Below are 26,171 nucleotides of genomic sequence, written 5' to 3' on the forward strand. Positions count from 1 at the left end.
AGAGTGACAAGGAGGACTGACAATGGTGAACGAAACAGGTGAATTAGCCCAAGAGGTGGAGAAGTCGACAACCTTTTCATTACCTTATTTCGAGTTTTTAGTTTGTGTGCGGCGCTATGAGGAGGCGGGGCGGGTATTGATATTGATGCTGGAACAATTGGATACCCACTATGGTCGCTGGGAGGTTTTCTCTCTTAACAAACAGCCATTACAACAGAAAGAGTATTATTGTAATCGATTAGCTGCGGCCATTGGCAATCTATTTTCTGATCCCGGATTCGTGCTATCAGATAAAGGGTTTTTACAACTGATTAATTTCCATCGCTGGATTGCATTAATTTTCGCCGCCTCTCCATTTGGTCATGCGGATCATGTTATTACTAATCTTAATCAGGCTGGGGAGGGGTGTGCTCATCCTCTGCGGTTTGAGAAAAATAATTTCCTGAAATTTTGTCTGGCGTACTTACCTGAATCGGGAATTCCGCTTCAGCCAGATACATTGTGGCAATTTAATCCGCACGCCGCCGCCGCTTTGTTTTTGGCATTATTATCGCCGCGTATTTTACCCAGTGTGGCAGGTCATGCCAAACGTGAACTTTTGTTGGATTGGTTACCTGAAAAACTCTTAACTTTGGAGAGTCTCGAACATCTTCCTGAACGTATATTGCACGATGTTTATATGCATTGCAGTTATGCTGATATGGCACAAAAACACGCCATAAAACGCAGTATCAATTTTCATTTGCGTAACACACTGCTTCACAATGGGTTATCTGATAATGACTTGTCACCGCCATCACGCACTAAGCCCTTAATGTTGGTTATCTTAGAATGGTTTAATAGCGGTCATTCAATTTATCGTACGCATTCCAGTACCTTACGCGCAGCCCGTGAGCAATTTTCTACTCATGGAGTCACTATTGTTGAAGCGACTGACGCCATCACTCGGGAGGTCTTTGATGACTTCACTGAGGTTAGCCGAGCAGGGGCGGTGGAGACCATTGTAGCATTGGCGCAGAAACTACGACCGGACGTAATTTATTTCCCCAGTGTCGGTATGTTCCCACAGACTATTGCACTGACTAACTTGCGGTTGGCCCCCTTGCAGGTCATGGCATTGGGGCACCCCGCGACTACCCATTCTGACTATATTGATGCAGTTTTAGTCGAAGAGGATTATCTGGGGGATATTACGTGTTTCTCAGAGAAAGTGGTCTCATTACCCAAAGATTGCTTGCCTTATGTGCCGCCTGCCAATATCAATCAGCCGGAACCCATATCGCATTTTAATGATCGGCCAGCGGTACATATTGCTGTTTGTGCATCCGCGATGAAAATTAATCCTCGCTTTTTAGCCACTTGCGCTGAAATTGCTCAGCAAACCTCTACGCCGGTGGTATTTCATTTTCTGGTGGGTTTCTGTTGGGGTATCACCCATCGAGTGATGGAAAAAGCGATTAATGACATTATCCCTCAAGCTAAAATCTATGAACACTTGGGATATTTGGATTATTTGCAGGTGATTAATCAGTGTGATCTGTTTATCAATCCCTTTCCTTTTGGTAACACCAATGGCATCGTCGATACTGTGCGTCAGGGGTTGCCCGGTGTGTGTCTGAGTGGGGCCGAAGTCCACGAGCACATTGATGAGGGATTATTTCGCCGCTTGGGGCTGGATGAAGAACTAATTGCCCATGATTTGGCTGAATATATTGCGGTAGCGGTTCGGCTGATTACCGATAAAAAATGGCGGAATGATTTACGCCAACGGCTGTTACAGATTCAACCCGATAAGGTGTTATTTACCGGCAAACCTCAGCAGTTTGGGGTGATAGTTCGTGATTTACTGCAAGATTGCTCGTGATTTATATCATTGTCTTGCGGGATGAAGATGATAAAAAAGCCTCCAATGACTGGAGGCTTAGTTTTAAGCATTAGACACTCACATCAATAAGGCTAATGTCATTATGCGGCTTCAGTCTGCCGTTGTTTAGCGGGCTGCTTGGCCACCGGCTTGGCAGCCAGTTCATCAGCCTCGAATTCATCGACATTAATAGAGCGCAGGCGGCTAGCTTCTGCTTTGGTCAGTATTGCGGCTTCCTCAGCATTAATTTTCCCTTCAGCTAATGCGCGTTTAGCCAGTTTATCCAGTTGGGTAAATGGCAGGCTCTTACCCGCGTCTTTACTCAGGCGCTTATGAATCGGCTCTGCGGCAATGACATCCAGCAATGCCGCCTCCAGCAAACCAACCGGGTTAAACTCGCTCGGTGTCAGATATTGACCACGACCAATCCGGCTGCGGGTGGCTGACGGAACTTGCAGCAGTTGCGCCAACTGATGGTCCAGATGGTCTGATGGCGCTTGATGTACACGGCCGAACGGGAAGACAACCAACCGCATTAACCCGGCAATAAAGCCATTCGGGAAGTTACGCAGTAAATCATCCAGCGCTTGTTCCGCTTGATTCAGGGCATCTTGCACACCCCAGTGCACCAGCGGTAAATCTTCTTTCTGACGGCCTTCATCTTCATAGCGTTTCAAGGTGGCTGATGCCAGATACATTTGGCTAAGAATATCCCCCAAGCGGGCAGAAATACGCTCGCGGCGTTTCAGGCTGCCCCCCAGAACCCCCATCGAGACATCAGATAACAATGCCAGATTGGCGCTCAGCCGGTTTAGATGCTGATAATAGCGGCGAGTACTGTCTTTGACCGGTGTGGCGCTGGTACGGCCATTGGTCAGCCCGAGCCAGAAGCTACGAACTTTGCTGCTGCCCACGTGGCCCAAGTGACCAAACAGCGCTTTATCAAAGGCGGCAACATCGTTAGATTGCGCCGCAGCCATTTCATCAAGTACGAATGGATGGCAACGGATAGCGCCCTGACCGAAGATAATCATGCTGCGGGTCAGTATGTTCGCGCCCTCCACGGTGATACCGATAGGCGCGCCCTGATAACCGCGGGCAATAAAGTTAGCCGGGCCAAGACAGATGCCTTTACCGCCAGCAATATCCATCGCGTCCATGACCGCGCGTTGGCCACGATGAGTACAGTGATATTTAACAATGGCGGACAGTACCGCCGGTTTTTCGCCCAGCATGATGCCACTGGTAATTAAGGTTGCGGCGGCATCCATCACATAAGTGTTACCGGCAATGCGGGCCAATGGCTCTTCAATCCCTTCCATTTTGCCAATTGAGACTTTGAACTGACGGCGGATATAGGAATAAGCGCCAATCCCCATCGCCACACTTTTCAAGCTACCCGTGGCGTTGGAAGGCAATGTAATACCGCGCCCCACTGACAGACATTCTACCAGCATCCGCCAGCCCTGACCGGCCATTTGAGGCCCGCCAATAATGTAGTCAATGGGCACAAAGATATCATTACCGCGAGTCGGGCCATTTTGGAATGGCACATTCAGCGGGAAGTGGCGATGACCAATTTCCACCCCTGGGGTATTGGTTGGGATAAGCGCGCAGGTAATCCCCAAATCAACTGTCTCACCCAGTAAATGTTCGGGGTCAGATAATTTGAATGCCAGCCCGAGTACCGTGGCGATGGGCGCGAGGGTAATATAGCGTTTGTTCCAGGTCAGGCGCATGCCCAGTACCTGTTTACCTTGCCATTCCCCCATACACACTATCCCGGTATCTGGGATGGCACCGGCATCTGAACCTGCTTCCGGGCTGGTCAGAGCAAAACAAGGAATTTCGTCGCCACGGGCCAAACCCGGTAAATAATGATTTTTTTGCTCTTCAGTCCCATAGTGTTGCAGTAATTCACCGGGGCCGAGGGAGTTAGGTACGCCGACGGTGATGGCCAAAATACCCGATACACCAGACAGTTTTTGTAATACCCGGGCTTGAGCATAGGCGGAGAAATCAAGGCCGCCGTACTCTTTCTTAATGATCATCGCAAAGAAGCGATTTTCCTTCAAATAAGCCCAAAGTTCTGGCGGTAAATCAGCTAATTCATGGGTAATCTGGAAGTCATTCGCCATACGACAGGCTTCTTCAACCGGCCCATCGATAAAAGCTTGCTCTTCGGCAGTTAATTGCGGTTTGGGATAATTGTGCAGCTTCTTCCAGTCAGGTTGGCCCTGGAATAAATCCCCTTCCCACCAAGTTGTGCCCGCATCAATCGCTTCTTTTTCAGTTCGTGACATAGCTGGCATGACTTTACGGAACATGCGCAATGCACGCGCTGAAAATAGGGATTTGCGCAGCGGCGTGAAGGTCAGAGGCAGTAGAACAATCACTAGCGGCAATAATGCCCAGTATGACCATAACTGCACAGCCCCCATAGCGGCGGTGTAAACCACCAGAACCAAACTGCTGAGGTACAGGTTTACCCGGTGATAGAACAGCACACCAATAAGAACCAGCAAGGCAACAATACTAAGAACCATCATAATGAAGCTCCTGAGATGTAGGAGGTCTGACCTGTTGAGTGATACATTTGTTGTAGTTCATCTCATTATTTTTATCAATACCATTACATGTTATTTACAACTCACCTCACAAATTGACAGCACTAACCGCGAAAACTGTACTGGCTAATTCATTACAGTACTTCTCGCAGTTTATGCTATCCGGTACACTGGCGGCGGACGAATATTTAGGTATAGAACGATAAAGAGGCTCCTATGTACCAGGATTTAATCCGCAGTGAACTGAACGAAGCCGCAGACACACTGGCAAACTTTCTGAAAGATGATGCCAATATTGATGCCATCCAGCGCGCAGCTGTATTATTAGCTGATTCTTTTAAAGCTGGCGGTAAAGTGTTGTCATGCGGTAATGGTGGCTCCCATTGTGATGCCATGCATTTTGCCGAAGAGCTGACCGGCCGTTACCGTGAGAATCGCCCCGGTTATCCGGCTATTGCGATTTCAGATGTCAGCCATCTCTCTTGTGTCAGTAACGATTTTGGCTATGACTATGTTTTCTCTCGCTATGTTGAAGCTGTAGGCCGTGAAGGGGACGTGCTGCTCGGTATTTCCACTTCAGGTAATTCAGGTAATATCATTAAAGCCATTGAAGCTGCACGTGCTAAAGGCATGAAAGTCATTACCCTGACAGGTAAAGATGGCGGCAAAATGGCCGGCTCTGCGGATATCGAAATTCGTGTTCCTCATTTCGGCTATGCAGATCGTATTCAGGAAATTCATATTAAAGTGATTCACATCTTGATTCAGTTGATTGAAAAAGAGATGGTAAAAGCCTGATTTTCTGAGGTGATCAACGGCCAGTTGATCACCTTATGGCTAAGTGAACAATACGGCGCTTGAAGCCCTATTTGGTGCGCGGAGGAATATATGTGCGAATTGCTCGGAATGAGCGCAAATGTTCCGACGGATATTTGCTTTAGCTTTACGGGTTTGGTGCAACGGGGCGGGGGAACAGGCCCACACAAAGATGGCTGGGGAATTACTTTCTATGAAGGTAATGGGTGCCGCACGTTTAAAGATCCTCAACCCAGTTTTAATTCGCCCATTGCCCGATTGGTGCAAGATTATCCGATCAAATCCTGTGCAGTAGTTTCCCATATTCGTCAGGCAAATCGGGGGGAAGTCGCATTAGAAAATACCCATCCTTTTACCCGTGAAATGTGGGGGCGAAATTGGACTTATGCCCATAACGGCCAACTTAAAGGCTATCGCCAATGGGATACCGGAACTTTCCGGCCTATTGGCCAAACAGACAGTGAATATGCTTTCTGCTGGCTACTGAATCAACTGGCAAAACGCTACCCCCGCACGCCGAGTAACTGGCCCGCGGTATTTCGCTATATTGGCACCTTGTGTGAGCAATTACGCGCTAAAGGGGTGTTTAATATGTTGCTTTCGGATGGGCGTTTTGTCATGGCGTTCTGTTCGACCAATTTATATTGGATAACACGCCGCGCTCCTTTCGGTAAAGCGACTTTGCTGGATCAAGATGTTGAAATCGATTTTCAGCGCCAGACCACACCCAACGATGTGGTCACGGTGATTGCTACGCAGCCCTTAACCGGCAATGAAACCTGGCACAAAATTGCACCAGGCGAATTTGAATTATTCTGTTTTGGTGAGCGTATTGGCTTTGGTCAGAGCATCTGATTTTGTCAGGGCATACTGTGATTCTGGTGCACTGGAGGTTGGCGGGCGGCTAAGCACATATTGCCCGTTAACCACCGAAACTGACGGCGGCATGCGGTTTTTGGCAAAATACTCATAGCCCGGTTGCAATTGACGCCAGAAGTTATAATCCGAAGAGTTACGATGGCGTTGCATATTTTGTTCGGTCATGCGGAAAGGGTAAATATTGATATCCACTTTTTCCTGCCCAAAGATAAATGCCGTTTGCACGTAGTTAAATATCTCGTCCATATAGGCGTCAGTCATTGCATAACAGCCGATTGATTTGCAAGCGCCATGGATCATCAGATATTTGCCTGAATAACCTTGCGACTTATCATAATCATTTGGGAAGCCAATATTGATTGCCCGATAAAACTTACTGTCGGGTTTTAAATGGCGCATATCAATAGTGTAAAACCCTTCCGGACTTTTAAAATCCCCTTCACGGCGCTTTGGGCCAAGTCCACCGGAGAATTCACAGATACGGTAGCTTTGTACCAAACGATATTCGCCTTGTAACCGGGCATATAATTCCAGGATACGTTCTTCTTTGAAGATTTGAATATAGACCGATGACCCGAGTAATTGCTGTTTTAGTTCTTTAGATACCGCCACAGGCTCACTGGCTGAGCTGGTGAAAGATACCGCAGGCAGACAAATTATCGCTGCAAACATTACCGTTGCAGACATTCTCATCGCAAAAAATGGCGCGATTTTGCCCATTTATTATTCCTACTTATATTATGTAAATTATGCCACTGCATTCTTTGATTTATATGCGCAGATTATCAGTCAGAGATTTTTTAGCAAACTATGTTTTGTATAAAATAAATACAAAATCGGTAAAGATGAATTAATGATACGATTTTACCGAATACATATCCGATTTTGCAGTAAATTATTTGTATTTGCTTGACTCAAGTCACTGCATTTGTCAGACAGTGCCAAAGGGAAATGCTAAAATTGCCCACTGCTGATGACCTGCTCAATTAATGGTTGTTTTCTATTCAATGACACCTGGTATGGGGTCAGCATTAATTTCTGAGACTCTTTCGGCCAATATTTATGTTTGTCTAATTGACTCAGTATTAAAGTGCCATTTAACTGAACAATGAAAGAATATTCTCTTTGTGTGGCTGTACATTCTGGGCTAAGTGCAGCATTTGATATAACTGATAAAGTAGTTCAACTCTATGATTAAAATAAAGAAAGGACTAGATCTCCCCATTGCTGGAGCACCTGCACAGGTAATAGAAGAGGGGCCAGCAATTCATCATGTGGCCTTGCTCGGTGAAGAGTATGTGGGGATGCGCCCCTCAATGTTAATTCAGGAAGGTGATTGGGTTAAGAAAGGCCAGCCGCTATTTGAAGATAAAAAAAATCCAGGCGTGATATTTACTGCCCCTGCTAGTGGCAAAGTGAGTGCCATCAATCGCGGTGAGCGCCGGGTTTTACAATCTGTGGTGATTGACATTGACGGCGATGAGCAAATCCCGTTCGAGCATTATGACGAGTCTTCTCTCAGCCAACTGAGCGAAGAACAAGTGCAGCGGCTTTTGCAGGTATCCGGCTTATGGACTGCGCTGCGAACCCGCCCTTTCAGCAAGACCCCGGCCCTCGGTAGCCGTCCACGAGCTATTTTTGTTAGCGCCATGGATACCCAACCGCTGGCGGCTGATCCGCAGGTGATTATTGCCACTGAGTCTGCTGCTTTCAATCACGGCTTAACAGTATTGTCCCGCCTGACGGAGGGCAAAGTGCATGTTTGTCATGCGCCGAGGCAAATAGTGGCCAGCCATCCGAATGCGCAGGTGACTTACAATGAGTTCTCCGGCCCGCATCCCGCCGGTCTGGTGGGGACTCACATCCACTTCCTTGAACCGGTCAGTCTGAACAAGATTGTCTGGCATGTGGGTTATCAGGATGTCATTGCTATTGGAAAATTATTTACCCGTGGTGAGTTGTGGACTGATCGTATCGTCGCCGTCGCAGGCCCACAGGTAAATCAGCCGGTTTTACTGCGCACTCGTCTCGGGGCGAGTTTATCTGAATTGACCACCGGTCGGCTGAAAGAGGGGGATAATCGCATTATCTCCGGTTCAGTGCTCAGTGGTACTGCCTTCTCCGCCACTCATGGCTATCTGGGGCGTTTTCATCAACAAGTGTCCGTTATCCGCGAAGGGCGAGAGAAAGAGCTATTCGGTTGGGTGATGCCTGGGCGTGATAAATACTCTATTACTCGCACCACATTGGGCCATTTCTTCAAGCGCAAATTGTTTGCTTTCTCCACTGATATGCAAGGGGGGGAGCGCGCGATGGTGCCGATTGGCAACTATGAGCGCGTTATGCCACTGGATATTCTGGCCACTCATTTGCTACGTGACCTGTTATCTGGCGATACCGACAGCGCTGCGGCTCTGGGGTGTCTGGAATTGGATGAAGAAGATTTGGCTCTGTGTACATTTGTCTGCCCCGGTAAGTATGAATATGGGCCGGTATTGCGCGACATACTGACCAAGATTGAGCAGGAAGGATAACCGATGGGCCTGAAAAGTTTTCTTGAGAAAATAGAGCACCACTTTGAAGCCGGTGGGAAGCTCGAGAAGTATTATCCGCTGTATGAAGCTGCGGCCACCATTTTTTATACGCAAGGCAAAGTGACACCGGGTGCCTCTCACGTTCGTGATGCTATCGATCTAAAACGAATGATGATTTTGGTGTGGCTGGCAGTATTCCCGGCGATGTTCTGGGGGATGTATAACGTCGGTGGGCAGTCGATTCCGGCCTTAAACCAACTTTACAGTGGCGCGGAGCTGCAACAGATTATTGCCAGCGATTGGCATTACCGGCTGGCACAAATGCTGGGTGCATCATTGGCACCAGACGCCAATTGGGTGAGTAAAATGGTGCTGGGGGCGGTCTATTTCCTGCCCATTTATGCAGTCGTATTTGTGGTGGGCGGCTTCTGGGAAGTGGTGTTCTCCATTATTCGCAAGCATGAAATCAACGAAGGTTTCTTTGTGACCTCGATTCTGTTTTCCCTGATAGTTCCGCCGACATTGCCATTATGGCAGGCGGCGCTGGGGATCTCATTTGGGGTGGTGATTGGTAAAGAGATCTTCGGCGGCACTGGGCGTAATTTCCTCAACCCGGCACTGGCTGGGCGCGCTTTCCTGTTCTTTGCTTATCCGGCGCAAATATCTGGTGACTTGGTCTGGACTGCCGCCGATGGTTTTTCTGGCGCAACGCCCTTATCGCAATGGAGTGTTAACGGTAGCCACAGTTTAGTCAATACGATTAGCGGCCAACCTATCACCTGGATGGATGCATTCCTCGGCAATATTCCTGGTTCTATTGGTGAAGTCTCTACGCTAATGATCTTGATTGGCGGGGCCATTATCATCTTCGGGCGTGTAGCGTCCTGGCGAATTGTGGCTGGGGTCATGATCGGCATGATGGCGACGGCCTACCTGTTTAACTGGGTCGGCTCCAGCACCAACCCCTTATTCGCCATGCCATGGTATTGGCACTTGGTGCTCGGCGGCTTTGCTTTCGGCATGATTTTTATGGCAACCGACCCGGTATCCGCCTCCTTTACCAATAAAGGCAAGTGGTGGTATGGCGGCTTGATTGGCGCGATGTGTGTTTTGATCCGCGTGGCCAATCCAGCGTATCCGGAGGGAATGATGTTGGCGATTCTGTTCGCTAACCTGTTTGCGCCACTGTTCGATTATGTGGTTGTTCAGGCCAATATCAAGCGGAGGAAAGCCCGTGGCGAATGATAAACCAAGAAATAATGACAGCATCGGCAAAACACTGCTGGTGGTCATTGTGCTGTGTTTGGTGTGTTCAGTCATCGTGGCTGGCGCGGCGGTGGGCTTGAAAGCCAAGCAACAAGAACAGCGCTTGTTGGATAAACAGCGCAATATTTTAGCGGTGGCCGGTTTACTGCAACCGAGAATGCCAGCGGAGGAAGTGCAGAGTGAGTTTGCACAGCGGATTGAACCGCGTCTGCTCGATTTACAAAGCGGTGAGTTCATTCAACAAGATCCCGCGACGTTTGATCGCGCACAGGCACTACGTGATAACCAAATGAGTATCGCGCTGACTCCGGCACAAGATATTGCGGGTATCCGTCGTCGGGCGAATGTGGTTGAAATTTATCTGGTACGCAATGACAGCGGGCAGATAAATAAAATCGTGTTACCGATTTACGGTTCTGGTTTGTGGTCAATGATGTATGCCTTTGTTGCCATAGATACCGACGGCAAAACAGTCCGCGGCATTACTTATTACGACCAGGGCGAGACACCGGGGCTTGGGGGCGAGATTGAGAACCCAATTTGGCGTAACCAATGGATTGGCAAGCGCTTATTTGATGACCAAGGGCAACCGGCTATTCGTATTGTTAAAGGACGGGCACCTGCTAACGATCCCCATGCAATAGATGGTTTATCCGGAGCAACGCTGACCTCCAATGGGGTACAAAATAGCTTTGATTTTTGGCTCGGTGAAAACGGCTTTGGCCCGTTCCTGAAAAAAGTGCGCGAAGGGGCGTTAAAAAATGGCTGATAGCAAAGAGATTAAACGAGTTTTATTGGGGCCGTTATTTGATAACAACCCGATTGCGCTGCAAATCTTGGGCGTATGTTCAGCATTGGCCGTCACCACCAAGCTGGAAACCGCTTTAGTGATGACGCTGGCGGTCACCTTGGTGACGGCGTTCTCCAGTTTCTTCATCTCACTGATCCGCAAGCATATTCCAAACAGTGTGCGCATCATTGTTCAGATGGTGATTATTGCTTCGCTAGTGATTGTGGTGGATCAGATCCTACGGGCCTATGCCTATGAGATATCTAAACAGCTCTCAGTATTTGTTGGTCTGATTATCACTAACTGCATTGTGATGGGGCGTGCCGAAGCTTATGCAATGAAATCCCCGCCAATCGAAAGCTTTATGGATGGCATCGGCAATGGCTTGGGTTATGGCGTGGTGCTAGTGCTGGTGGGCTTTGTCCGTGAGTTGATTGGCTCGGGTAAGTTGTTTGGTGTGACGGTGTTGGAAACTGTCCAGAATGGCGGTTGGTATCAGCCTAATGGATTATTCCTGCTGGCACCTAGCGCATTCTTTATCATTGGTTTGCTGATTTGGGGCCTACGAACCCTGAAACCTGCGCAGATTGAGAAGGAGTAATTGACGATGGAACATTACATCAGTCTGTTTGTCCGCGCAGTGTTTGTCGAGAATATGGCGTTAGCGTTTTTCTTGGGGATGTGTACTTTCCTCGCGGTTTCCAAGAAAGTCTCGACTGCTTTTGGCTTGGGCATTGCAGTAACAGTAGTTTTGGGCATTTCTGTACCCGCTAACAATTTGGTTTATAACCTGGTTCTGCGCGATGGTGCATTGGTTGAAGGTGTTGACCTTAGCTTCCTGAACTTCATCACTTTTATTGGCGTAATTGCCGCCATTGTACAGGTTCTGGAGATGATTCTTGATCGCTATTTCCCCGCACTGTACAACGCATTGGGCATTTTCCTGCCACTGATTACGGTGAACTGTGCCATCTTCGGCGGTGTGTCATTTATGGCCCAGCGTGACTACAACTTCCCTGAATCCATTGTGTATGGCTTTGGTTCCGGTATTGGTTGGATGCTGGCGATTGTGGCGTTAGCGGGTATTCGCGAAAAAATGAAATATGCCAATGTGCCCGCGGGCTTACAGGGGCTAGGGATCACCTTTATCACCACCGGATTGATGGCCTTAGGGTTTATGTCTTTCTCCGGCGTGAACCTATAAAGGCAGGAATAATTCATGGAAATAATTCTGGGCGTAGTGATGTTCACCCTCATTGTACTGGCATTGACGGTGATGATTTTATTTGCCAAGTCAAAGCTGGTGAATACCGGTGATATTACAATTGATATAAATGAAGATACGGATAAAAGTTTTACCGCTCCGGCCGGGGATAAGCTGCTCAATATGCTTTCCAGCCATGGCATATTCGTTTCTTCAGCATGCGGCGGTGGCGGTTCTTGCGGGCAGTGCCGGGTAACAATTAAAGAAGGCGGCGGGGATATTCTGCCGACCGAGCTTTCTCATATCTCCAAGCGGGAAGCAAAAGAAGGCTGCCGGCTGGCATGTCAGGTTAGTGTGAAGCAAAACCTGAAAATCGAATTGCCGGAAGAAATCTTTGGGGTGAAAAAGTGGGAATGTGAAGTTATCTCTAATGATAATAAAGCGACATTTATCAAAGAGCTGAAGCTTAAAATTCCTGATGGTGAGGTAGTGCCATTCCGTGCAGGGGGCTTTATTCAAATTGAGGCCGAACCCCATACAGTAAAATACGCTGATTTTGATGTGCCAGAGGAATATCGCGGCGACTGGGATAAATTCAATTTGTTCCGGTTTGAGTCAGTGGTTACCGAGCCGACCGTGCGTGCTTATTCCATGGCAAACTACCCAGAAGAGCACGGTATTATCCTGCTGAACGTGCGTATCGCTACGCCGCCACCGTCAGTTCCAGATGCCCCTCCGGGGATCATGTCTTCCTACATCTGGTCACTAAAACCGGGTGATAAAGTGGTTATCTCCGGGCCATTTGGTGAGTTTTTTGCCAAAGATACTGATGCCGAAATGGTCTTTATTGGCGGTGGTGCAGGTATGGCGCCCATGCGCTCGCATATTTTTGATCAGCTTAAACGGCTGCATTCTAAGCGCAAGATTAGTTTCTGGTATGGCGCGCGTTCACGGCGCGAGATGTTTTATGAAGAAGATTTTGATCAGTTACAGGCTGAGAATGATAATTTCCGTTGGCATGTGGCTTTGTCTGACCCACAACCAGAAGACAATTGGACCGGTTATACCGGCTTCATTCATAACGTGTTATTAGAAAACTACCTTAAAAATCACCCAGCACCTGAAGATTGTGAATTCTATATGTGTGGTCCACCAATGATGAATGCGGCAGTCATCAAGATGCTAAAAGACCTTGGTGTGGAAGATGAAAATATTATGCTCGATGACTTCGGTGGCTGATTTGCAGCCACTCGGGTTTCTACAGTAATTGGGGATATTGTGCGAAGACATATAATGCTTTGGCTGATGGCTGCGGTGGGCGTTTTGCTGCTAACGGGTTGTGGCCCTGAGCAAATCAATCTTGAAGGTAAGACCATGGGTACCTCATATTCAATTAAGTATATGAGTGACTCAACAACTATCAGCCCGGAAAAGCTACAGCAGGAAATAGATCGCGAGCTGGAACAGGTTAATGATCAAATGTCGACTTACCGGCCAAACTCCGAATTGAGTCGCTTCAACAAAAGTCAGAAAGTAGATACGCCATTTCCTGTTTCACCCGCGACAGCCAAAGTGGTACGAGAGGCTATTCGTATTAATCGTTTGACTGATGGGGCGCTGGATGTGACGGTTGGGCCGTTGGTTAATCTATGGGGTTTTGGCCCTGAAGGGCGGCCAAATGTGGTGCCGACAGATGCTGAAATTGCTAAGCGCCAGGAATGGGTGGGTATTGATAATTTGGCAGTAGAAAATGGTGCCTTGGTAAAACGTATTCCCGAGCTATATGTCGATCTTTCTGCTATAGCTAAAGGATATGGCGTAGATGTGGTTGCCGAATATTTAGAAGCGCAGAATATCGATAATTATATGGTCGATATCGGTGGGGAAGTCCGGACTCGTGGTAACAATGGGGAAAATAAACCCTGGCGTATCGCGATTGAAAAACCTGTCGCAGGCTCTACACAAAGTACTCAAGAAATTATCGAACCCGGTCTCATGGCGATAGCCACCTCTGGTGATTATCGTAATTATTTTGAGCAAAATGGTGTGCGTTACTCACACACTATTGACCCCGAAACTGGCCGGCCAATCAACCATCGTTTAGTCTCAATTACTGTTTTAGATCCAAGCTGTATGACGGCCGACGGACTTTCGACCGGTTTAGGTGTCCTTGGGCCAGAGCGGGGGATGGCATTGGCTAATTTGCTGGGCATTCCGGTGTTTATGATAGTCAAAACCGATGAAGGCTTTGAGGAGCGTTCTTCTGAGTCATTCAAACCGTATCTACAAAAGCGGCTTTGATAGGAGAAGATTATGTTGACTGTTTTTATCGCGTCTTTTGTTTTTTTTCTCTTAGCCATCGCTGGGATGTCGCTGGGTTATATCGTAAAACGTAAAACTTTGCAGGGCAGTTGCGGAGGTATTGGGGCTTTGGGGATGGAAAAAGTGTGTGATTGCCCTGAACCTTGTGATTCGCGCAAGAAACGATTAGCTAAAGAGGCAGCGCGCCAGAAAGCATTGGCGCAATATCGTATTCTCTAACTGAGATCCTGTTTTACTGGCTGTAAAATAGGTATTTAAAGCCCCCATTCAATGAATGTTGATTGGGGGCTATTTTCAATACCTTAAATAATTTGAGTTGCAGGAAGCAAATGTACATGCAGTTTGAAGTATGATGAGTTTAATTATTTATTGTCGTGGACTATTTTCTTAAATTGAGCTGGAGAATCCACCATTACCCCATTGGCACCTAATTCTTTCGCTTTCTGATAATCTTCCGGAGTATTAATTCCGAAGAAAATAATATGTGCATTGGTATTTTTACGGAAACAATCAACCGCTTCTTTATCCCAACTTAATACTGCGTTAGAGCGGCCTTCACCGAGAGTATATTTCTCGACAACTTCAACTTTCCGGTGTAACTCCAGACCATACCAGCGCTCTTTATTATCTGCCGGTAATTCACATTTATGATCCATCGTGATGTTGGCTAATTGTGTTCGCGTAAAGTCGCGGCTTTCAAATCGTTGGATTTTATGTGCAATATCGCTGGTTTCATTCACTTTATCCAACGCCTTCAAATAAGTGTCATCGGTTGAGTAGACGCGGGTTCGGACTAGCCGGTTTTCTTCATTTTTACCGGTCGCTTCCAGTGTTTTTTGCAGGGCTTTAGCCAGTATTATTGGATTTGCATCCGGGGACTTAATGTCGAGATAAAATTGTGTTGTAGGGAATTTTTTCAATACGTCATCAAGCGTAGGAATGCCAATGTGTGTCTTTGGATCAGGATGAAGATCATGTTTTTTATTATAATTAAAGCTGGCATCAGTTTGGGCGAGTTGCTGCGCGGTATAATCAGAAACTTTACCCGATTTATCCGTCAATTCTTTGAGATCAGAAGGGCGATACAATACAAGTTTATTATCTTTTGATAGTTGAATAGTGACCCAAATTGCATTAGCACCATTACTCAGCGCTTTTTGAATGGTCGGAATTGTGTTTTCAGGGCCGTCCGCAGTCCCCCCCCGATGAGCAATAATTTGTGGTGCTTGCTGGGGGATCATTGAAGAAGCTGAATTAGCATGTGTGACAAAACTAGCAGAGAGTAATAAAGTCGCCATTATATAATTTCGCATAATATTTAGTTTCCATCCATTGACTGATAATGAATTTTTTCAGGGTGATGTTAATCATATAGCCAATAATCTTCGGCTTTATCGAATTTAATGACTTTTCATTAAAAATAAATGACAAAAAGGATAAAAATATCAATAACAGGATTCCATTCTGTTATTTCATAAATTTGTTGTCACATTGATTAGGATAATTATGAATATCACTGACGGTAATTTAATTTGTAATGTTCTTGAGTTGGCGTGGGGGGCTAAATTCATCATCTAAGACGCAGTGTCATAAGAAAATTCTGGATAAATCTTAAAAAACATTAGTTGAGCAGGCACTGGTTGTATTAGGGTTATGCTGGTCATCTTCAAGCTGCATGTGCGTTGGCCTCCTGCAACTCGAATTATTTAGGGTATACATGTGATTTTATTGGGTGTAAATGCCTGGTCTTAAGAAGGAATGTAGTGTGTCAAGATTGCGAGTTGGTGTGATTTTTGGCGGTAAATCGGCTGAACATGAAGTGTCATTGCAGTCGGCCAAGAATATCGTGGATGCGATTGATAAAGAAAAATTCGAAGTGACACTGTTAGGTATTGATAAACAAGGTAAATGGCATATTAATGATGCATCCAGTTACTTGTTAAATGCAGAACATCCGGCGTTAATTTCCCTGAATCATTCAAACAAAAATGTGGCGCTGATCCTTGGCCAAGAGAGTCAGCAACTCATTGCTACGGATAATGCAGCTGCATTGGCTCAGTTGGATGTCATTTTCCCTATTGTACACGGGACATTAGGGGAAGATGGTTCCTTGCAAGGCCTGTTGCGTATGGCCAATATTCCTTTTGTCGGCTCAGGTGTCGTGGGGTCTGCGGTCAGCATGGATAAAGACATCACTAAGCGATTACTGCGTGATGCCGGGTTGAATATCGCGCCTTTTATTACACTGACACGTGGTAATAAAGACAGCTATTGTTTTGAAAAAATTACGGAAAAACTCGGATTACCTTTATTTATTAAACCGGCGAATCAGGGCTCCTCGGTGGGTGTGAGTAAAGTGCGTAATGCGGCCGAATATGAGCAGGCGGTAGCATTAGCCTTTGATTTTGACCATAAAGTGCTGGTGGAATCGGCTATTGTTGGGCGGGAGATCGAATGTGCAGTCATGGGCAATGACAACCCGCAAGCCAGTTTGTGTGGCGAGGTGGTCATCAGCGACGAGTTTTATTCCTATGACACTAAATACATTAATGAAACTGGTGCTCAGGTCATCATCCCGGCGGCCATAGACAGTGCTGCCAGCGACAACATTCGCACGGTGGCTTTAGCGACATTTAGAGCGCTCGAATGCTGCGGTATGGCGCGGGTTGATGTCTTTTTAACCCCAGATAACCACGTAATTATCAATGAAATAAATACATTACCAGGATTTACTAATATCAGTATGTATCCCAAATTGTGGCGCGCCACCGGTGTGGGCTCGACGGAATTGATCACTACACTGATTGAGTTGGCTTTAGAGCGGCACCAGCAAGATAAATCGCTGAAAAGCTCGATTCTGAAATAATACTGACTCCCACAATCCTTTGGAAAAGAGCTGCTGCGCGCAGCTTTTTTATTACTTGCAGAATCAAATTGACAAATTGTCAGTAAATGACAATACTTCAATTATGAAACTGACAGAAGATCAACTCCTGTTGCGGGAGAGCAAAAAAATCGTTGAGGCACTGGGCAAAACATTTGCACCCTTAGTGGAATTTGTCTTGCACGACCTTACTCAGCCGGAACATGCCATTGCGGCAATTTCAAACAATTTATCCGGTCGCGAAGTCGGTGAGCCAGCGACTGAACTGGGGCTAAGCCGTATTGCTGACCCTAACTTTCCTGAAGTTATTCTTAATTACCCGAACCAATTTCCTGATGGTCGTCCGGCCAAAAGCACATCAATTGGCTTGAAAAATAGCAAAGGGGAATTCATCGGAGCACTTTGTCTCAATATGGATATCTCGCTGTTTTCCGCCGTCAGCGCCAGTTTATCTCAACTGACCCAAACGACACCGGCAGAGGTTCAGGAGTCTCTGGCATCACCTCGCCTTGAGATGTTGCGCACTCAGCTGGAACAATTTGCTGCCGCGCACAATACCACTCCACGCGCGCTGAACCCGGCACAGCGGCGTGAAATTGTGCGCCAACTGGCGCAAGCGGGTTTGATGGATTTAAAAAATGCTCAGACCGTGGTTGCCAATAATCTTGGTGTCGCCCGCTCCACTGTCTATACCTATCTCCCCACTGAAGGAAGTTGAAGATGGCCCCATTAGTCATCAGTTACGAAGATATTATTCAAGCACATCAACGGATTGCGGGTTTTGCGCTCAAAACTCCAGTTTTGACTTCCTCCACCGCCAATGAGCAAACTGGTGCGCAGTTGTTTTTTAAATGCGAAAATTTCCAGCATATGGGAGCGTTTAAATTCCGTGGCGCTTATAACGCGTTAGTGAAATTAGCGCCAGAACAGCAAGCAAAAGGGGTTATTGCCTTCTCGTCGGGGAATCATGCGCAGGCTATTGCTTTGTCTGCGCGTAAATTAGGCATTCGCGCGGTTATTGTCATGCCTAAAGATGCGCCAGCCGCTAAAATCGCGGCGACACGAGGTTATGGCGGCGAAGTGGTGCTGTATGACCGCTATCTTGAAGACCGCGAAGCCATTAGCCGTCAACTGGCACAAGAGCAGGGACTAACTTTGATCCCACCTTATGACCATCCGGATGTGATGGCCGGGCAGGGGACGGCGGCGAAAGAGTTATTTGAAGAAGTGGGTGAGTTGGATGTGCTGCTGGTGCCACTGGGCGGCGGCGGGCTGTTGTCCGGCTGTGCTACGGTGGCCAAAGAGCTCTACCCCAATTGTCAGGTAATTGGGGTGGAACCTGCCGCCGGTAATGATGGGCAACAGAGTTTCCGCAGCGGAAAAATTGTTAAAATTGACACGCCAGTCACCATTGCGGACGGCGCGCAAACTCCGGCTTTAGGACATTATACTTTCCCGGTTATTCAGGAGCGGGTTGATAATATTCTGACGGCCACGGATAACCAATTGATCTCGGCAATGAAATTTTTCACCAGCCGAATGAAGATTGTGGTGGAACCCACGGGTTGCTTAGGGGCGGCAGTCGCTTTTAGTGATGAGCTGGATTTGCGTGGTAAACGAGTCGGAGTGATTATATCGGGCGGTAATGTCGATTTAGCCCGTTTGGCCCACTTTATTGATAAGTCTTGATGATGTCCGCACCTATCTTAATAAATTCTACACAGGGCCCGCCGCCAGCGGGCCATTATAGCCATGCTGTCTGTGCGGGCGGTATGGTCTATCTTTCTGGCCAACTGCCCGTCACGGCGCAGGGCGTGGCATTATCAAATCAACCTTTTGATATTCAGGTTATGCAGGTTTTTGCCAATATTGAAGGGATACTTGCGGATTGTCATTGCAGTGTAAATAGTTTGATTCAGGTGCGAGTTTATCTGTGTGATATTGCCCTATGGCCCCATTTTAATGCGCTTTATGCTGATTGGTTGGGGCCACATAAACCGGCACGTTGCGTGGTGCCAGTGCCCGTTTTACATCATGATTTGGCCTTGGAAATTGAAGCGATTGCTCTGCTTCCAGGTTAGTTTCCCGCTATCACGAAATTTGCCTGGTCAGGATCTAGGATAATCTTGAATTTCTCCGATTTAACTGTATTCTTATACAGTGGTTTGGCGGGGGGATAAACATGCGGAAAATTATTCATGTCGATATGGATTGCTTCTTCGCGGCAGTCGAAATGCGTGACGATCCCAGTTTGCGTGATATTCCTATTGCGATTGGCGGTAGTAAGGACCGGCGCGGTGTGATTAGCACCGCCAATTATCCAGCCCGGCGTTATGGGGTTCGCAGCGCAATGCCTACCGCCATGGCACTGAAACTTTGCCCACAACTGAAAGTGATCCCTGGCCGAATGGCGGCGTATAAAGAAGCTTCGCTGCATATCCGTGAGATTTTTGCTCGCTACACCCCTTTGATTGAGCCGCTTTCGCTGGATGAAGCCTATCTTGATGTTTCTGATTGTCAGGCATGCAGCGGTTCCGCCACATTAATTGCACAAGAGATTCGCCAATCTATTGCGATGGAATTAAATCTAACAGCTTCTGCGGGCATTGCTCCTGTCAAGTTTTTAGCCAAGATCGCGTCTGATTTAAATAAACCCAATGGTCAGTATGTGATAACCCCGGATAAAGTATTGCCCTTCTTGCATGATTTGCCGCTGAGTAAAATTCCAGGGGTGGGCAAAGTGACGGCGAAACGTCTGCAAGAACTGGGGCTGATAACCTGTAGTGATGTACAACACTATCCACAGGCTGAATTATTAAAGCGCTTTGGTAAGTTTGGTCATGTGCTGTGGGAGCGCAGCCACGGTATTGATGAACGCGAAGTTTCTCCCGATCGCTTGCGCAAATCGGTTGGGGTTGAGCGGACTCTGGCAGAGGATATTCATGATTGGGAAAGCTGTGAGTTATTGATTGAAAAGCTTTATATTGAGCTGGAAACCCGTCTTCGCAAGGTTAGGCCGGATCTGCATATCGCCCGGCAAGGGGTGAAATTGAAGTTTCATGATTTTCAGCAAACGACGCAAGAGCATGTTTGGCCAGAGTTGAATAAAGCGGATTTATTGCAAGTAGCGCGGGCAGCATGGAATGAACGGCGGGCGGAGCGGGGGGTGCGTTTGGTGGGGTTACATGTCACTTTACTGGATCCGCAACTCGAGCGGCAATTATTGTTGAGTTGGGAATAACCCCGATTAAGAAAAAACGGCGGGCCTAAGCGCCGCCGTTATCATATACAAACAAAACCAATTTGCTTATGCGCGCTCAGGAATCGCTTTTAGCAGCGCCGTCAACAATTGCCAATACTGGCCCACACTTTCGATATGAACTTGTTCATCCGGTGAATGTGGCCCCGTCATTGTTGGCCCAATCGACACCATATCCATCTCTGGGTAAGGTTTTTTGAATAAACCACATTCCAGACCAGCATGGATGACCATGATATTGGGTGTTTTGTTAAACAGTTTTTGGTAGGTTTCCCGCACCAACGCCATCACCGGTGAGGTTGGGTCAGGTTGCCAGCCAGGGTAGCCGCCTTTTGGCGAGGTATCTGCGCCAGCCAACTGACCAATCGCCGTCAGCATGCCCACCACGTAATCTTTGCCGCTGTCGATCAGAGAACGAATTAGGCAGATGATTTCTACTTCGTTCTCATTCATGGTAACGACACCCACATTCAGTGAGGTTTCAACCACGCCTTTTACTGCATCACTCATACGAATGACACCGTTTGGCGTGGCATTCAATAAGGCGATCAGGCGCTGTTGGGTGTCTTTTGTCAGAGCCTTAGCATTATCAATCAATATCGGCTCAAGCAATACAGTCAGATTCTTTTCAACTGCGGCCAGCTCATTTTTCAAGGTCGCCAGATACTCCTGGCTCAGGTTTTTCAGCTGGTCGACTTTATCTGCGGCAACCGCTAAGGTCACAGAACCTTCACGTGGGATGGCATTACGTAGTGTGCCGCCATTCAAATCCAATATCCGCAGGTCTAAATCTTTGGCCTGGTCGAACAGGAATCGGGCCAGCAGTTTATTGGCATTACCTAGCCCTAAATGGATATCAGCGCCCGAATGACCGCCTTTCAAACCTTTTATGGTCAGTTTCAGTGCTTGGTAACCTGCGGGGATGGCTTCGCGCTTTAGTGCTAAAGTGGTAATAAAATCAATACCACCGGCGCAACCCATATAGATTTCACCTTCCTGCTCGGAATCGGTATTAATCAGAATATCGGCTTTCAACCAGTTAGGTTGCAGACCAAATGCGCCATCCATACCGGCTTCTTCAGTCATGGTCAGTAGCACTTCTAGTGGGCCATGCTCGACGCTGTCGTCAGATAGCACTGCCAAGGCAGAGGCCATACCAATGCCATTATCCGCACCTAATGTGGTGCCACGGGCTTTAACCCATTCACCGTCGATATAGGGTTGGATAGGATCTTTGGTAAAGTCATGCTCCGTATCATTATTCTTTTGTGGCACCATATCCAAGTGAGCTTGTAGCGCAACGGGCTTACGGTTCTCCATCCCCTTAGTCGCTGGTTTACGCAGCAGGATATTGCCGACCTTATCGCGCTCCGCATGGAGGCCTTTTTCCTTGGCCCATGTCATAATATGCTGTGCCAGAGCTTCTTCATGGTAAGACGGATGAGGGATCGAGCAAATTTTTGCGAAAATATCCCACAACGGCTGAGGCGAAAGTTGAGACAGTTCAGACACTGTAAGTCTCCTGTACAAAGTTAGATCGAGATTGATATCAGATTATTGTTATATAAATCATCTGGTTATATTGTTAGTCTATTACGCATGCAAAGTAATGGATTTCTATCTTGGTAATGATTTTATCCAATAGATCAGCGGTGAAGCTACTTTCTCTATTGGATAAATGAACTGTGTTTAATTGTTGATATTAACCAATATGGGTATCTTGATTTTTTTGTTCCCATTCACGTTTAAAATGTTTTATCAAAACGAAAGTTACAGACCCTACGAAACCAATCAGTGTAAATAATATTAGAATCAGCAAGCGTTTAGTTGCATCTTTTATTGTCGGTTCTGTGGGTTGCTGTAGATATTTAAAGGGAACGATGTCGATATTATCAATTTTTAAATTATTCAGTTTTTCTATATATAACTTACGGTTCAAAAGATCTGGATCAATTAAAACTGGGTCGGTAATGGATTTCTCAATTTCTAATTTTTTGCTCAATGTATCTGAACCAATAGTAATTGGGAAGTCAGGGTCATCATTAATGACAGTACCACTACCATAAATAGGCTTTTTAATGCCCGCGGCATTAGCCATGTCGATCGCATATTTTAATCGTTCAACTTTAACGTCTTGTTTGTTTTTAGCTCTTAATAAATCTAAATTATATTTTTCTATGCTAAGATTTTTTTCTCTATCAATAGTCCGTTTTATTTTATGTGTAATATCAGCATCAACGATTTTCTTTACATAATTTATATATCCTAGTAAAAGATCGTGAGCATCACTGGCCGTCTCTGCTTTATGAGACAATTTATAATAACGGTACTCAGATTTATCATCGTTTTTATCTTGCTGAGAGCTAACGGAGCTAATATCCTGATTAATTATTTTTTCAATTAGATATTTTCTCCGCACCTCATCTTGTGGATTTTCTGCCATTAATTTTTTAAAATAGTTAGTGTTAACCAAATATTCAGCACGCATATCTCGTGAGTCAAAATTTTGCTTAAATGTAGATAATAAATAATCCGCATCAACATCTATTATAATATCTAATGCGGCTAAATCAGTGGTTATTTTATCTAAAACTTGAATGGACTCATCACTGGGTTTGATTATAATAGCAGTACTTGTCCATTGATTAGGGAGCATATAGGCTACAGTGAGGCCGGCTACTATAAATAAAAAAGTGACTATTATTATTTTAAATTTAGAATTTAAAATAACGGTAATCAATTCAAAAAAGTCGACCTCATCTCGTTGTGGAGATAAATGAGATAAGTCATAACGTTGACTTTTTATTGGTGTGGTATCATTTTTATTGCTACTATCATTCATATATTAAAATATCCAATCCATTAAAAAAAAGACAATTAAATATCTTCTTTCCAGAAAATGATGAGGTTATTACTACTGAATCCATTGATATATCTGACTATTTTATTTTTAGTCAAAATGAAATCTTCTTTGACTAGCCTAAAGCAACCTATTTTTTAGCATGAAATTATTTACAGAGAGTACTTCTTAGCTAGATATAAATCATAAATAGACTTAATTCATTGTTTTTACGAAAAAATATACTTTTAGCCTGTTCTGCCAACACCTTATCTTTGCTGCCATGATCCACGCTACCGCCCTTGGCTTAACAGCTGCCAACACTCTGATATTGTGCTTCTCGTGGCAAATTGCTGTTTTTTCACACAATTACCATTTTAGCATTAAACTGAAATTACCCTGATGTATTGCTGTATTTTTGTACTTGGTCGTCTAGCTTGTTTATGTTATCACGGCCCTACATATGGGCTATATTTTCGTATTTATACTCTAGAATTACAAGGGAAAGGTGATAGTTAGTTTAATGTTACTAATTTGAGTGGTGATGGCATGTGGGCTGCTTTCCCATCATTCCACTCTGTATATCAAATGATGAGTGGATTTGTTTGTATTAAGACTGATTCGAGAACCGCCAATCAAATCAATAAAAACTTAACTAATTGTTATACAATAGGATTTTATAATGAAATGTTATGTTTCTTTATTGAGTTTTTTGGGCAGTTGTCGGCAAGTTATTACCGAGGTTTTCTCATTTTTAAATTTAGATTTTTGTTAAAACTGGTTCGTTAAACGACAACGCAGAATGGTCATCGATGCTTCTGATTATGGCGAGAACCTTTGGCTCTACAGTCTCTCTTGCAGCATTCAGCCCTACACTATTTTATGGCCTTTGAGGCAGTAATTTTTGTTTTTTATATCTGCTTGATGCCTGTAATTTTTGCTAATTAGCCGGATAATTGCTGGTTTTTATTCGGCTGGCTCTTTATAATCTCGCGCAACCTTTTTTCCCCTTCTGAATCATGGCAAGCCACTTCTATAACTGGCTGGGATTACACTTTATGAGCGAAAAATACGTCGTTACTTGGGATATGTTGCAAATTCATGCCCGCAAATTGGCACAGCGTTTACTGCCTGCTGAGCAATGGAAAGGTATCATCGCGGTTAGCCGAGGTGGGTTAGTACCTGCGGGTATTCTGGCGCGTGAGCTGGGTATTCGTTATGTCGATACTGTTTGCATCGCCAGCTATCACCATGATAACCAAGGTGAGCTTAAAGTTTTGAAACGCGCAGAAGGCGACGGTGAAGGCTTTATCGTGATTGATGACTTGGTTGATACTGGTGGCACTGCGAAAGCTATCCGTGAAATGTATCCTAAAGCACATTTTGTGACCATTTTTGCTAAACCAGCGGGCCGCCCATTAGTTGATGACTATGTGGTTGATATTCCTCAAGGTACTTGGATTGAGCAGCCGTGGGATATGGCGGTAACTTTCGTCGCTCCATTGAGCGGCAAATAATTTAGTGCCATTTAAATGCCCGGTGCCTACCGGGCGTTTCATTTTCCGTGCAGTATGAGTACACTGACTCCATCTGACCAGCCCTTAACGGGCCTGAATCACGGCTTATGGAGGCTATTGTTACCATGGCACAAGCCAACCTTTCTGAAATTCTGTTCAAACCAAAATTCAAGCACCCTGAAACTTCAACTTTAGTGCGGCATGCTCATTGCAGCAATCCTATGACGGTTCACTCGGCATTGGATGGCGATACCACCCACCATTGGTACCGGATGATCAACCGCCTGATATGGACGTGGCGCGGTGTCGATCCGCTTGAAATTGAAGAAGTATTATCACGAATTGCCTGCTCGAAAGCGGAACACAGCGATAATGACCTGCTGGATACGGTGGTGGGTTATCGTAACGGTAACTGGATTTATGAATGGGCCCATCAGGGGATGCAGTGGCAGCAAAAAGCCATGGACGAAGCGGACCCGATGAATGCGGGCCAGTATTGGTTAAATGCGGCTAATTTATACAGCATCGCCGGTTATCCGCATTTGAAAGGGGACGAGCTGGCCGAGCAAGTCGAGGTGCTGTCTAACCGTGCTTATGAAGAGGCCGCTAAGCATCTGCCTTACACTTTGAAAGAACTCAGTTTTGATATTTCGGATGGCGGCACTCTTAACGGGTTCTTGCATATGCCGACTATTGGCAGCGCGCCATTCCCGACGGTGCTGATGTGCGGCGGGTTGGATACATTGCAAAGTGATTATTATCGCCTGTTCCGCGACTATCTGGCTCCCAAAGGGATAGCGATGTTGACCATCGACATGCCATCCGTCGGGGCTTCATCAAGGTGGAAGCTCACTCAGGACACCAGTTTCCTGCATCAGCAAGTGTTGCAATCATTGACAACAGTTCCGTGGATTGATCACCAACGCGTCAGTGTTTTTGGTTTCCGTTTTGGTGCCAATGTGGCGGTTCGTTTGGGGTATTTAGAACCGCAACGTGTGCGCGCTGTAGCGTGCCTTGGGCCGATTGTTCATCATCTTCTGTGTAATGCCGATAGTCAGCGCAAAGTGCCCGACATGTATATGGATGTGATGGCCAGCCGCTTGGGAATGGCGGATGCGGCGGATGAAATACTCAGAGCAGAAATGAACCGCTATTCTTTGAAAACGCAGGGGTTATTGGGGCGGCGTTGCCAAACACCAATGTTAGCAGGCTTTTGGGAAAACGACCCTTTCAGTCCGAAAGAGGAAGCTAAATTGATTTGTTCTTCTTCTGCCGATGGCAAATTATTACCCATATCATCAACACCACTGTATGACAATTTCCATCGCGCATTATTGCAAACCAGTCAGTGGTTAGAAGATAAAATGCGTTAATGAGTTGCTAATTTTTAACAGTTTGCTAAAAAGGTGGGCCTACATAAGGAGATTTAA

23 protein-coding genes are annotated in these 26,171 nt (G+C 46.1%); 18 read left to right on the top strand and 5 right to left on the bottom strand.

Going from position 1 to position 26,171, the window contains the following annotated elements; genetic code table 11:
- Window positions 1–22: 22 nt before the first annotated feature.
- Entirely contained in the window at window positions 23–1,864 is a 1,842-nt protein-coding gene (locus tag DX162_RS11160; RefSeq protein ID WP_004392335.1) for a hypothetical protein, read from the top strand.
- Between the two features lie 101 nt (window positions 1,865–1,965).
- Here the strand turns inward: DX162_RS11160 and fadE are convergent, their stop codons facing one another.
- Window positions 1,966–4,413, bottom strand: a complete 2,448-nt coding sequence (gene fadE / locus DX162_RS11165) for an acyl-CoA dehydrogenase FadE (RefSeq protein ID WP_004392334.1) — start codon at window positions 4,411–4,413, stop codon at window positions 1,966–1,968.
- A gap of 234 nt (window positions 4,414–4,647) precedes the next feature.
- Between fadE and lpcA the strand changes: the two genes are divergently transcribed.
- Both lpcA and DX162_RS11175 read left to right on the top strand, forming a co-directional pair.
- The gene (gene lpcA, locus DX162_RS11170; protein WP_004392333.1) at window positions 4,648–5,229 is read left to right on the top strand and encodes a D-sedoheptulose 7-phosphate isomerase; all 582 of its coding nucleotides are present in this window, start codon (window positions 4,648–4,650) and stop codon (window positions 5,227–5,229) included.
- Window positions 5,230–5,319: 90 nt separating this feature from the next.
- Window positions 5,320–6,102: a class II glutamine amidotransferase gene (locus tag DX162_RS11175; protein WP_032820748.1), complete on the top strand. Its 783-nt coding sequence runs from the start codon at window positions 5,320–5,322 to the stop codon at window positions 6,100–6,102.
- Here DX162_RS11175 and dpaA read toward each other — a convergent pair.
- Complete coding sequence (gene dpaA, locus DX162_RS11180; RefSeq protein WP_032820747.1) at window positions 6,058–6,846, bottom strand: peptidoglycan meso-diaminopimelic acid protein amidase; 789 nt, start codon at window positions 6,844–6,846, stop codon at window positions 6,058–6,060. The genes DX162_RS11175 and dpaA overlap by 45 nt on opposite strands.
- A 470-nt stretch (window positions 6,847–7,316) precedes the next feature.
- On the opposite strand from dpaA, the gene DX162_RS11185 reads away from it, so the two are divergent.
- From DX162_RS11185 to nqrM, 8 genes are read left to right on the top strand one after another with little or no spacing between them, the layout of a single operon-like run.
- Complete coding sequence (locus DX162_RS11185; protein ID WP_004392330.1) at window positions 7,317–8,660, top strand: Na(+)-translocating NADH-quinone reductase subunit A; 1,344 nt, start codon at window positions 7,317–7,319, stop codon at window positions 8,658–8,660.
- Between the two features lie 3 nt (window positions 8,661–8,663).
- Window positions 8,664–9,905, top strand: a complete 1,242-nt coding sequence (locus tag DX162_RS11190; RefSeq protein ID WP_004392329.1) for an NADH:ubiquinone reductase (Na(+)-transporting) subunit B — start codon at window positions 8,664–8,666, stop codon at window positions 9,903–9,905.
- The gene (locus DX162_RS11195) at window positions 9,895–10,695 is read left to right on the top strand and encodes a Na(+)-translocating NADH-quinone reductase subunit C (RefSeq protein WP_032820746.1); all 801 of its coding nucleotides are present in this window, start codon (window positions 9,895–9,897) and stop codon (window positions 10,693–10,695) included. Before DX162_RS11190 ends, DX162_RS11195 begins: the two co-directional genes overlap by 11 nt.
- On the top strand, window positions 10,688–11,317 hold the full coding sequence (locus DX162_RS11200) for an NADH:ubiquinone reductase (Na(+)-transporting) subunit D (RefSeq protein WP_032820744.1): 630 nt from the start codon (window positions 10,688–10,690) through the stop codon (window positions 11,315–11,317). The genes DX162_RS11195 and DX162_RS11200 overlap by 8 nt, the downstream gene beginning before the upstream one ends.
- Window positions 11,318–11,323: 6 nt before the next feature.
- Window positions 11,324–11,920 carry an NADH:ubiquinone reductase (Na(+)-transporting) subunit E gene (gene nqrE / locus DX162_RS11205; RefSeq protein WP_004392325.1) on the top strand — a complete coding sequence of 199 codons (597 nt, stop codon included), beginning with the start codon at window positions 11,324–11,326 and terminating at the stop codon, window positions 11,918–11,920.
- A gap of 15 nt (window positions 11,921–11,935) precedes the next feature.
- A complete protein-coding gene (gene nqrF, locus DX162_RS11210) occupies window positions 11,936–13,159 on the top strand; it encodes an NADH:ubiquinone reductase (Na(+)-transporting) subunit F (protein ID WP_004392324.1) in 1,224 nt (407 codons plus the stop codon).
- A gap of 54 nt (window positions 13,160–13,213) precedes the next feature.
- Entirely contained in the window at window positions 13,214–14,221 is a 1,008-nt protein-coding gene (locus DX162_RS11215; RefSeq protein ID WP_004392322.1) for an FAD:protein FMN transferase, read from the top strand.
- A gap of 12 nt (window positions 14,222–14,233) precedes the next feature.
- The gene (nqrM, locus tag DX162_RS11220; RefSeq protein ID WP_004392321.1) at window positions 14,234–14,461 is read left to right on the top strand and encodes a (Na+)-NQR maturation NqrM; all 228 of its coding nucleotides are present in this window, start codon (window positions 14,234–14,236) and stop codon (window positions 14,459–14,461) included.
- 143 nt (window positions 14,462–14,604) lie between these two features.
- Here nqrM and DX162_RS11225 read toward each other — a convergent pair whose 3' ends face one another.
- On the bottom strand, window positions 14,605–15,555 hold the full coding sequence (locus DX162_RS11225) for a glycerophosphodiester phosphodiesterase family protein (RefSeq protein ID WP_032820741.1): 951 nt from the start codon (window positions 15,553–15,555) through the stop codon (window positions 14,605–14,607).
- 452 nt (window positions 15,556–16,007) lie between these two features.
- On the opposite strand from DX162_RS11225, the gene ddlA reads away from it, so the two are divergent.
- The 5 genes from ddlA (at window position 16,008) to dinB (ending at window position 20,367) form a co-directional block, all read left to right on the top strand.
- Window positions 16,008–17,108 (top strand): D-alanine--D-alanine ligase, encoded by a 1,101-nt coding sequence (gene ddlA, locus DX162_RS11230; RefSeq protein WP_032820740.1) that lies wholly within the window; start codon window positions 16,008–16,010, stop codon window positions 17,106–17,108.
- Window positions 17,109–17,211: 103 nt separating this feature from the next.
- On the top strand, window positions 17,212–17,844 hold the full coding sequence (locus DX162_RS11235; RefSeq protein ID WP_004392317.1) for a helix-turn-helix transcriptional regulator: 633 nt from the start codon (window positions 17,212–17,214) through the stop codon (window positions 17,842–17,844).
- A 2-nt stretch (window positions 17,845–17,846) separates the two neighbouring features.
- Entirely contained in the window at window positions 17,847–18,815 is a 969-nt protein-coding gene (locus DX162_RS11240) for a threo-3-hydroxy-L-aspartate ammonia-lyase (protein ID WP_032820739.1), read from the top strand.
- On the top strand, window positions 18,815–19,207 hold the full coding sequence (locus DX162_RS11245; protein ID WP_032820737.1) for a RidA family protein: 393 nt from the start codon (window positions 18,815–18,817) through the stop codon (window positions 19,205–19,207). The genes DX162_RS11240 and DX162_RS11245 overlap by 1 nt, the downstream gene beginning before the upstream one ends.
- 101 nt (window positions 19,208–19,308) lie before the next feature.
- Window positions 19,309–20,367 (top strand): DNA polymerase IV, encoded by a 1,059-nt coding sequence (gene dinB / locus DX162_RS11250; RefSeq protein WP_004392313.1) that lies wholly within the window; start codon window positions 19,309–19,311, stop codon window positions 20,365–20,367.
- 66 nt (window positions 20,368–20,433) lie between these two features.
- Here the strand turns inward: dinB and pepD are convergent, their stop codons facing one another.
- A complete protein-coding gene (gene pepD / locus DX162_RS11255; protein WP_004392312.1) occupies window positions 20,434–21,897 on the bottom strand; it encodes a beta-Ala-His dipeptidase in 1,464 nt (487 codons plus the stop codon).
- Between the two features lie 190 nt (window positions 21,898–22,087).
- A complete protein-coding gene (gene wzz(fepE), locus DX162_RS11260; RefSeq protein ID WP_004392311.1) occupies window positions 22,088–23,227 on the bottom strand; it encodes an LPS O-antigen length regulator Wzz(fepE) in 1,140 nt (379 codons plus the stop codon).
- Window positions 23,228–24,282: 1,055 nt separating this feature from the next.
- On the opposite strand from wzz(fepE), the gene gpt reads away from it, so the two are divergent.
- Complete coding sequence (gpt, locus tag DX162_RS11265) at window positions 24,283–24,741, top strand: xanthine phosphoribosyltransferase (protein WP_032820735.1); 459 nt, start codon at window positions 24,283–24,285, stop codon at window positions 24,739–24,741.
- 125 nt (window positions 24,742–24,866) lie between these two features.
- Complete coding sequence (gene frsA, locus DX162_RS11270; RefSeq protein WP_098081146.1) at window positions 24,867–26,114, top strand: esterase FrsA; 1,248 nt, start codon at window positions 24,867–24,869, stop codon at window positions 26,112–26,114.
- The last annotated feature ends 57 nt before the right edge of the window (window positions 26,115–26,171 follow it).

Source organism: Yersinia kristensenii (genome assembly GCF_900460525.1).
Classification (GTDB): Bacteria; Pseudomonadota; Gammaproteobacteria; order Enterobacterales; family Enterobacteriaceae; genus Yersinia; species Yersinia kristensenii.

Bases quoted from the DNA above. Each gene is read 5' to 3' on its own strand.
- DX162_RS11160 (WP_004392335.1), top strand. From the start codon at position 23: ATGGTGAACGAAACAGGTGAATTAGCCCAAGAGGTGGAGAAGTCGACA.
- fadE (WP_004392334.1), bottom strand. From the start codon at position 4,413: ATGATGGTTCTTAGTATTGTTGCCTTGCTGGTTCTTATTGGTGTGCTG.
- lpcA (WP_004392333.1), top strand. From the start codon at position 4,648: ATGTACCAGGATTTAATCCGCAGTGAACTGAACGAAGCCGCAGACACA.
- DX162_RS11175 (WP_032820748.1), top strand. From the start codon at position 5,320: ATGTGCGAATTGCTCGGAATGAGCGCAAATGTTCCGACGGATATTTGC.
- dpaA (WP_032820747.1), bottom strand. From the start codon at position 6,846: ATGGGCAAAATCGCGCCATTTTTTGCGATGAGAATGTCTGCAACGGTA.
- DX162_RS11185 (WP_004392330.1), top strand. From the start codon at position 7,317: ATGATTAAAATAAAGAAAGGACTAGATCTCCCCATTGCTGGAGCACCT.
- DX162_RS11190 (WP_004392329.1), top strand. From the start codon at position 8,664: ATGGGCCTGAAAAGTTTTCTTGAGAAAATAGAGCACCACTTTGAAGCC.
- DX162_RS11200 (WP_032820744.1), top strand. From the start codon at position 10,688: ATGGCTGATAGCAAAGAGATTAAACGAGTTTTATTGGGGCCGTTATTT.
- nqrE (WP_004392325.1), top strand. From the start codon at position 11,324: ATGGAACATTACATCAGTCTGTTTGTCCGCGCAGTGTTTGTCGAGAAT.
- nqrF (WP_004392324.1), top strand. From the start codon at position 11,936: ATGGAAATAATTCTGGGCGTAGTGATGTTCACCCTCATTGTACTGGCA.
- DX162_RS11215 (WP_004392322.1), top strand. From the start codon at position 13,214: ATGCTTTGGCTGATGGCTGCGGTGGGCGTTTTGCTGCTAACGGGTTGT.
- nqrM (WP_004392321.1), top strand. From the start codon at position 14,234: ATGTTGACTGTTTTTATCGCGTCTTTTGTTTTTTTTCTCTTAGCCATC.
- DX162_RS11225 (WP_032820741.1), bottom strand. From the start codon at position 15,555: ATGCGAAATTATATAATGGCGACTTTATTACTCTCTGCTAGTTTTGTC.
- DX162_RS11235 (WP_004392317.1), top strand. From the start codon at position 17,212: ATGAAACTGACAGAAGATCAACTCCTGTTGCGGGAGAGCAAAAAAATC.
- DX162_RS11240 (WP_032820739.1), top strand. From the start codon at position 17,847: ATGGCCCCATTAGTCATCAGTTACGAAGATATTATTCAAGCACATCAA.
- DX162_RS11245 (WP_032820737.1), top strand. From the start codon at position 18,815: ATGATGTCCGCACCTATCTTAATAAATTCTACACAGGGCCCGCCGCCA.
- dinB (WP_004392313.1), top strand. From the start codon at position 19,309: ATGCGGAAAATTATTCATGTCGATATGGATTGCTTCTTCGCGGCAGTC.
- gpt (WP_032820735.1), top strand. From the start codon at position 24,283: ATGAGCGAAAAATACGTCGTTACTTGGGATATGTTGCAAATTCATGCC.
- frsA (WP_098081146.1), top strand. From the start codon at position 24,867: ATGGCACAAGCCAACCTTTCTGAAATTCTGTTCAAACCAAAATTCAAG.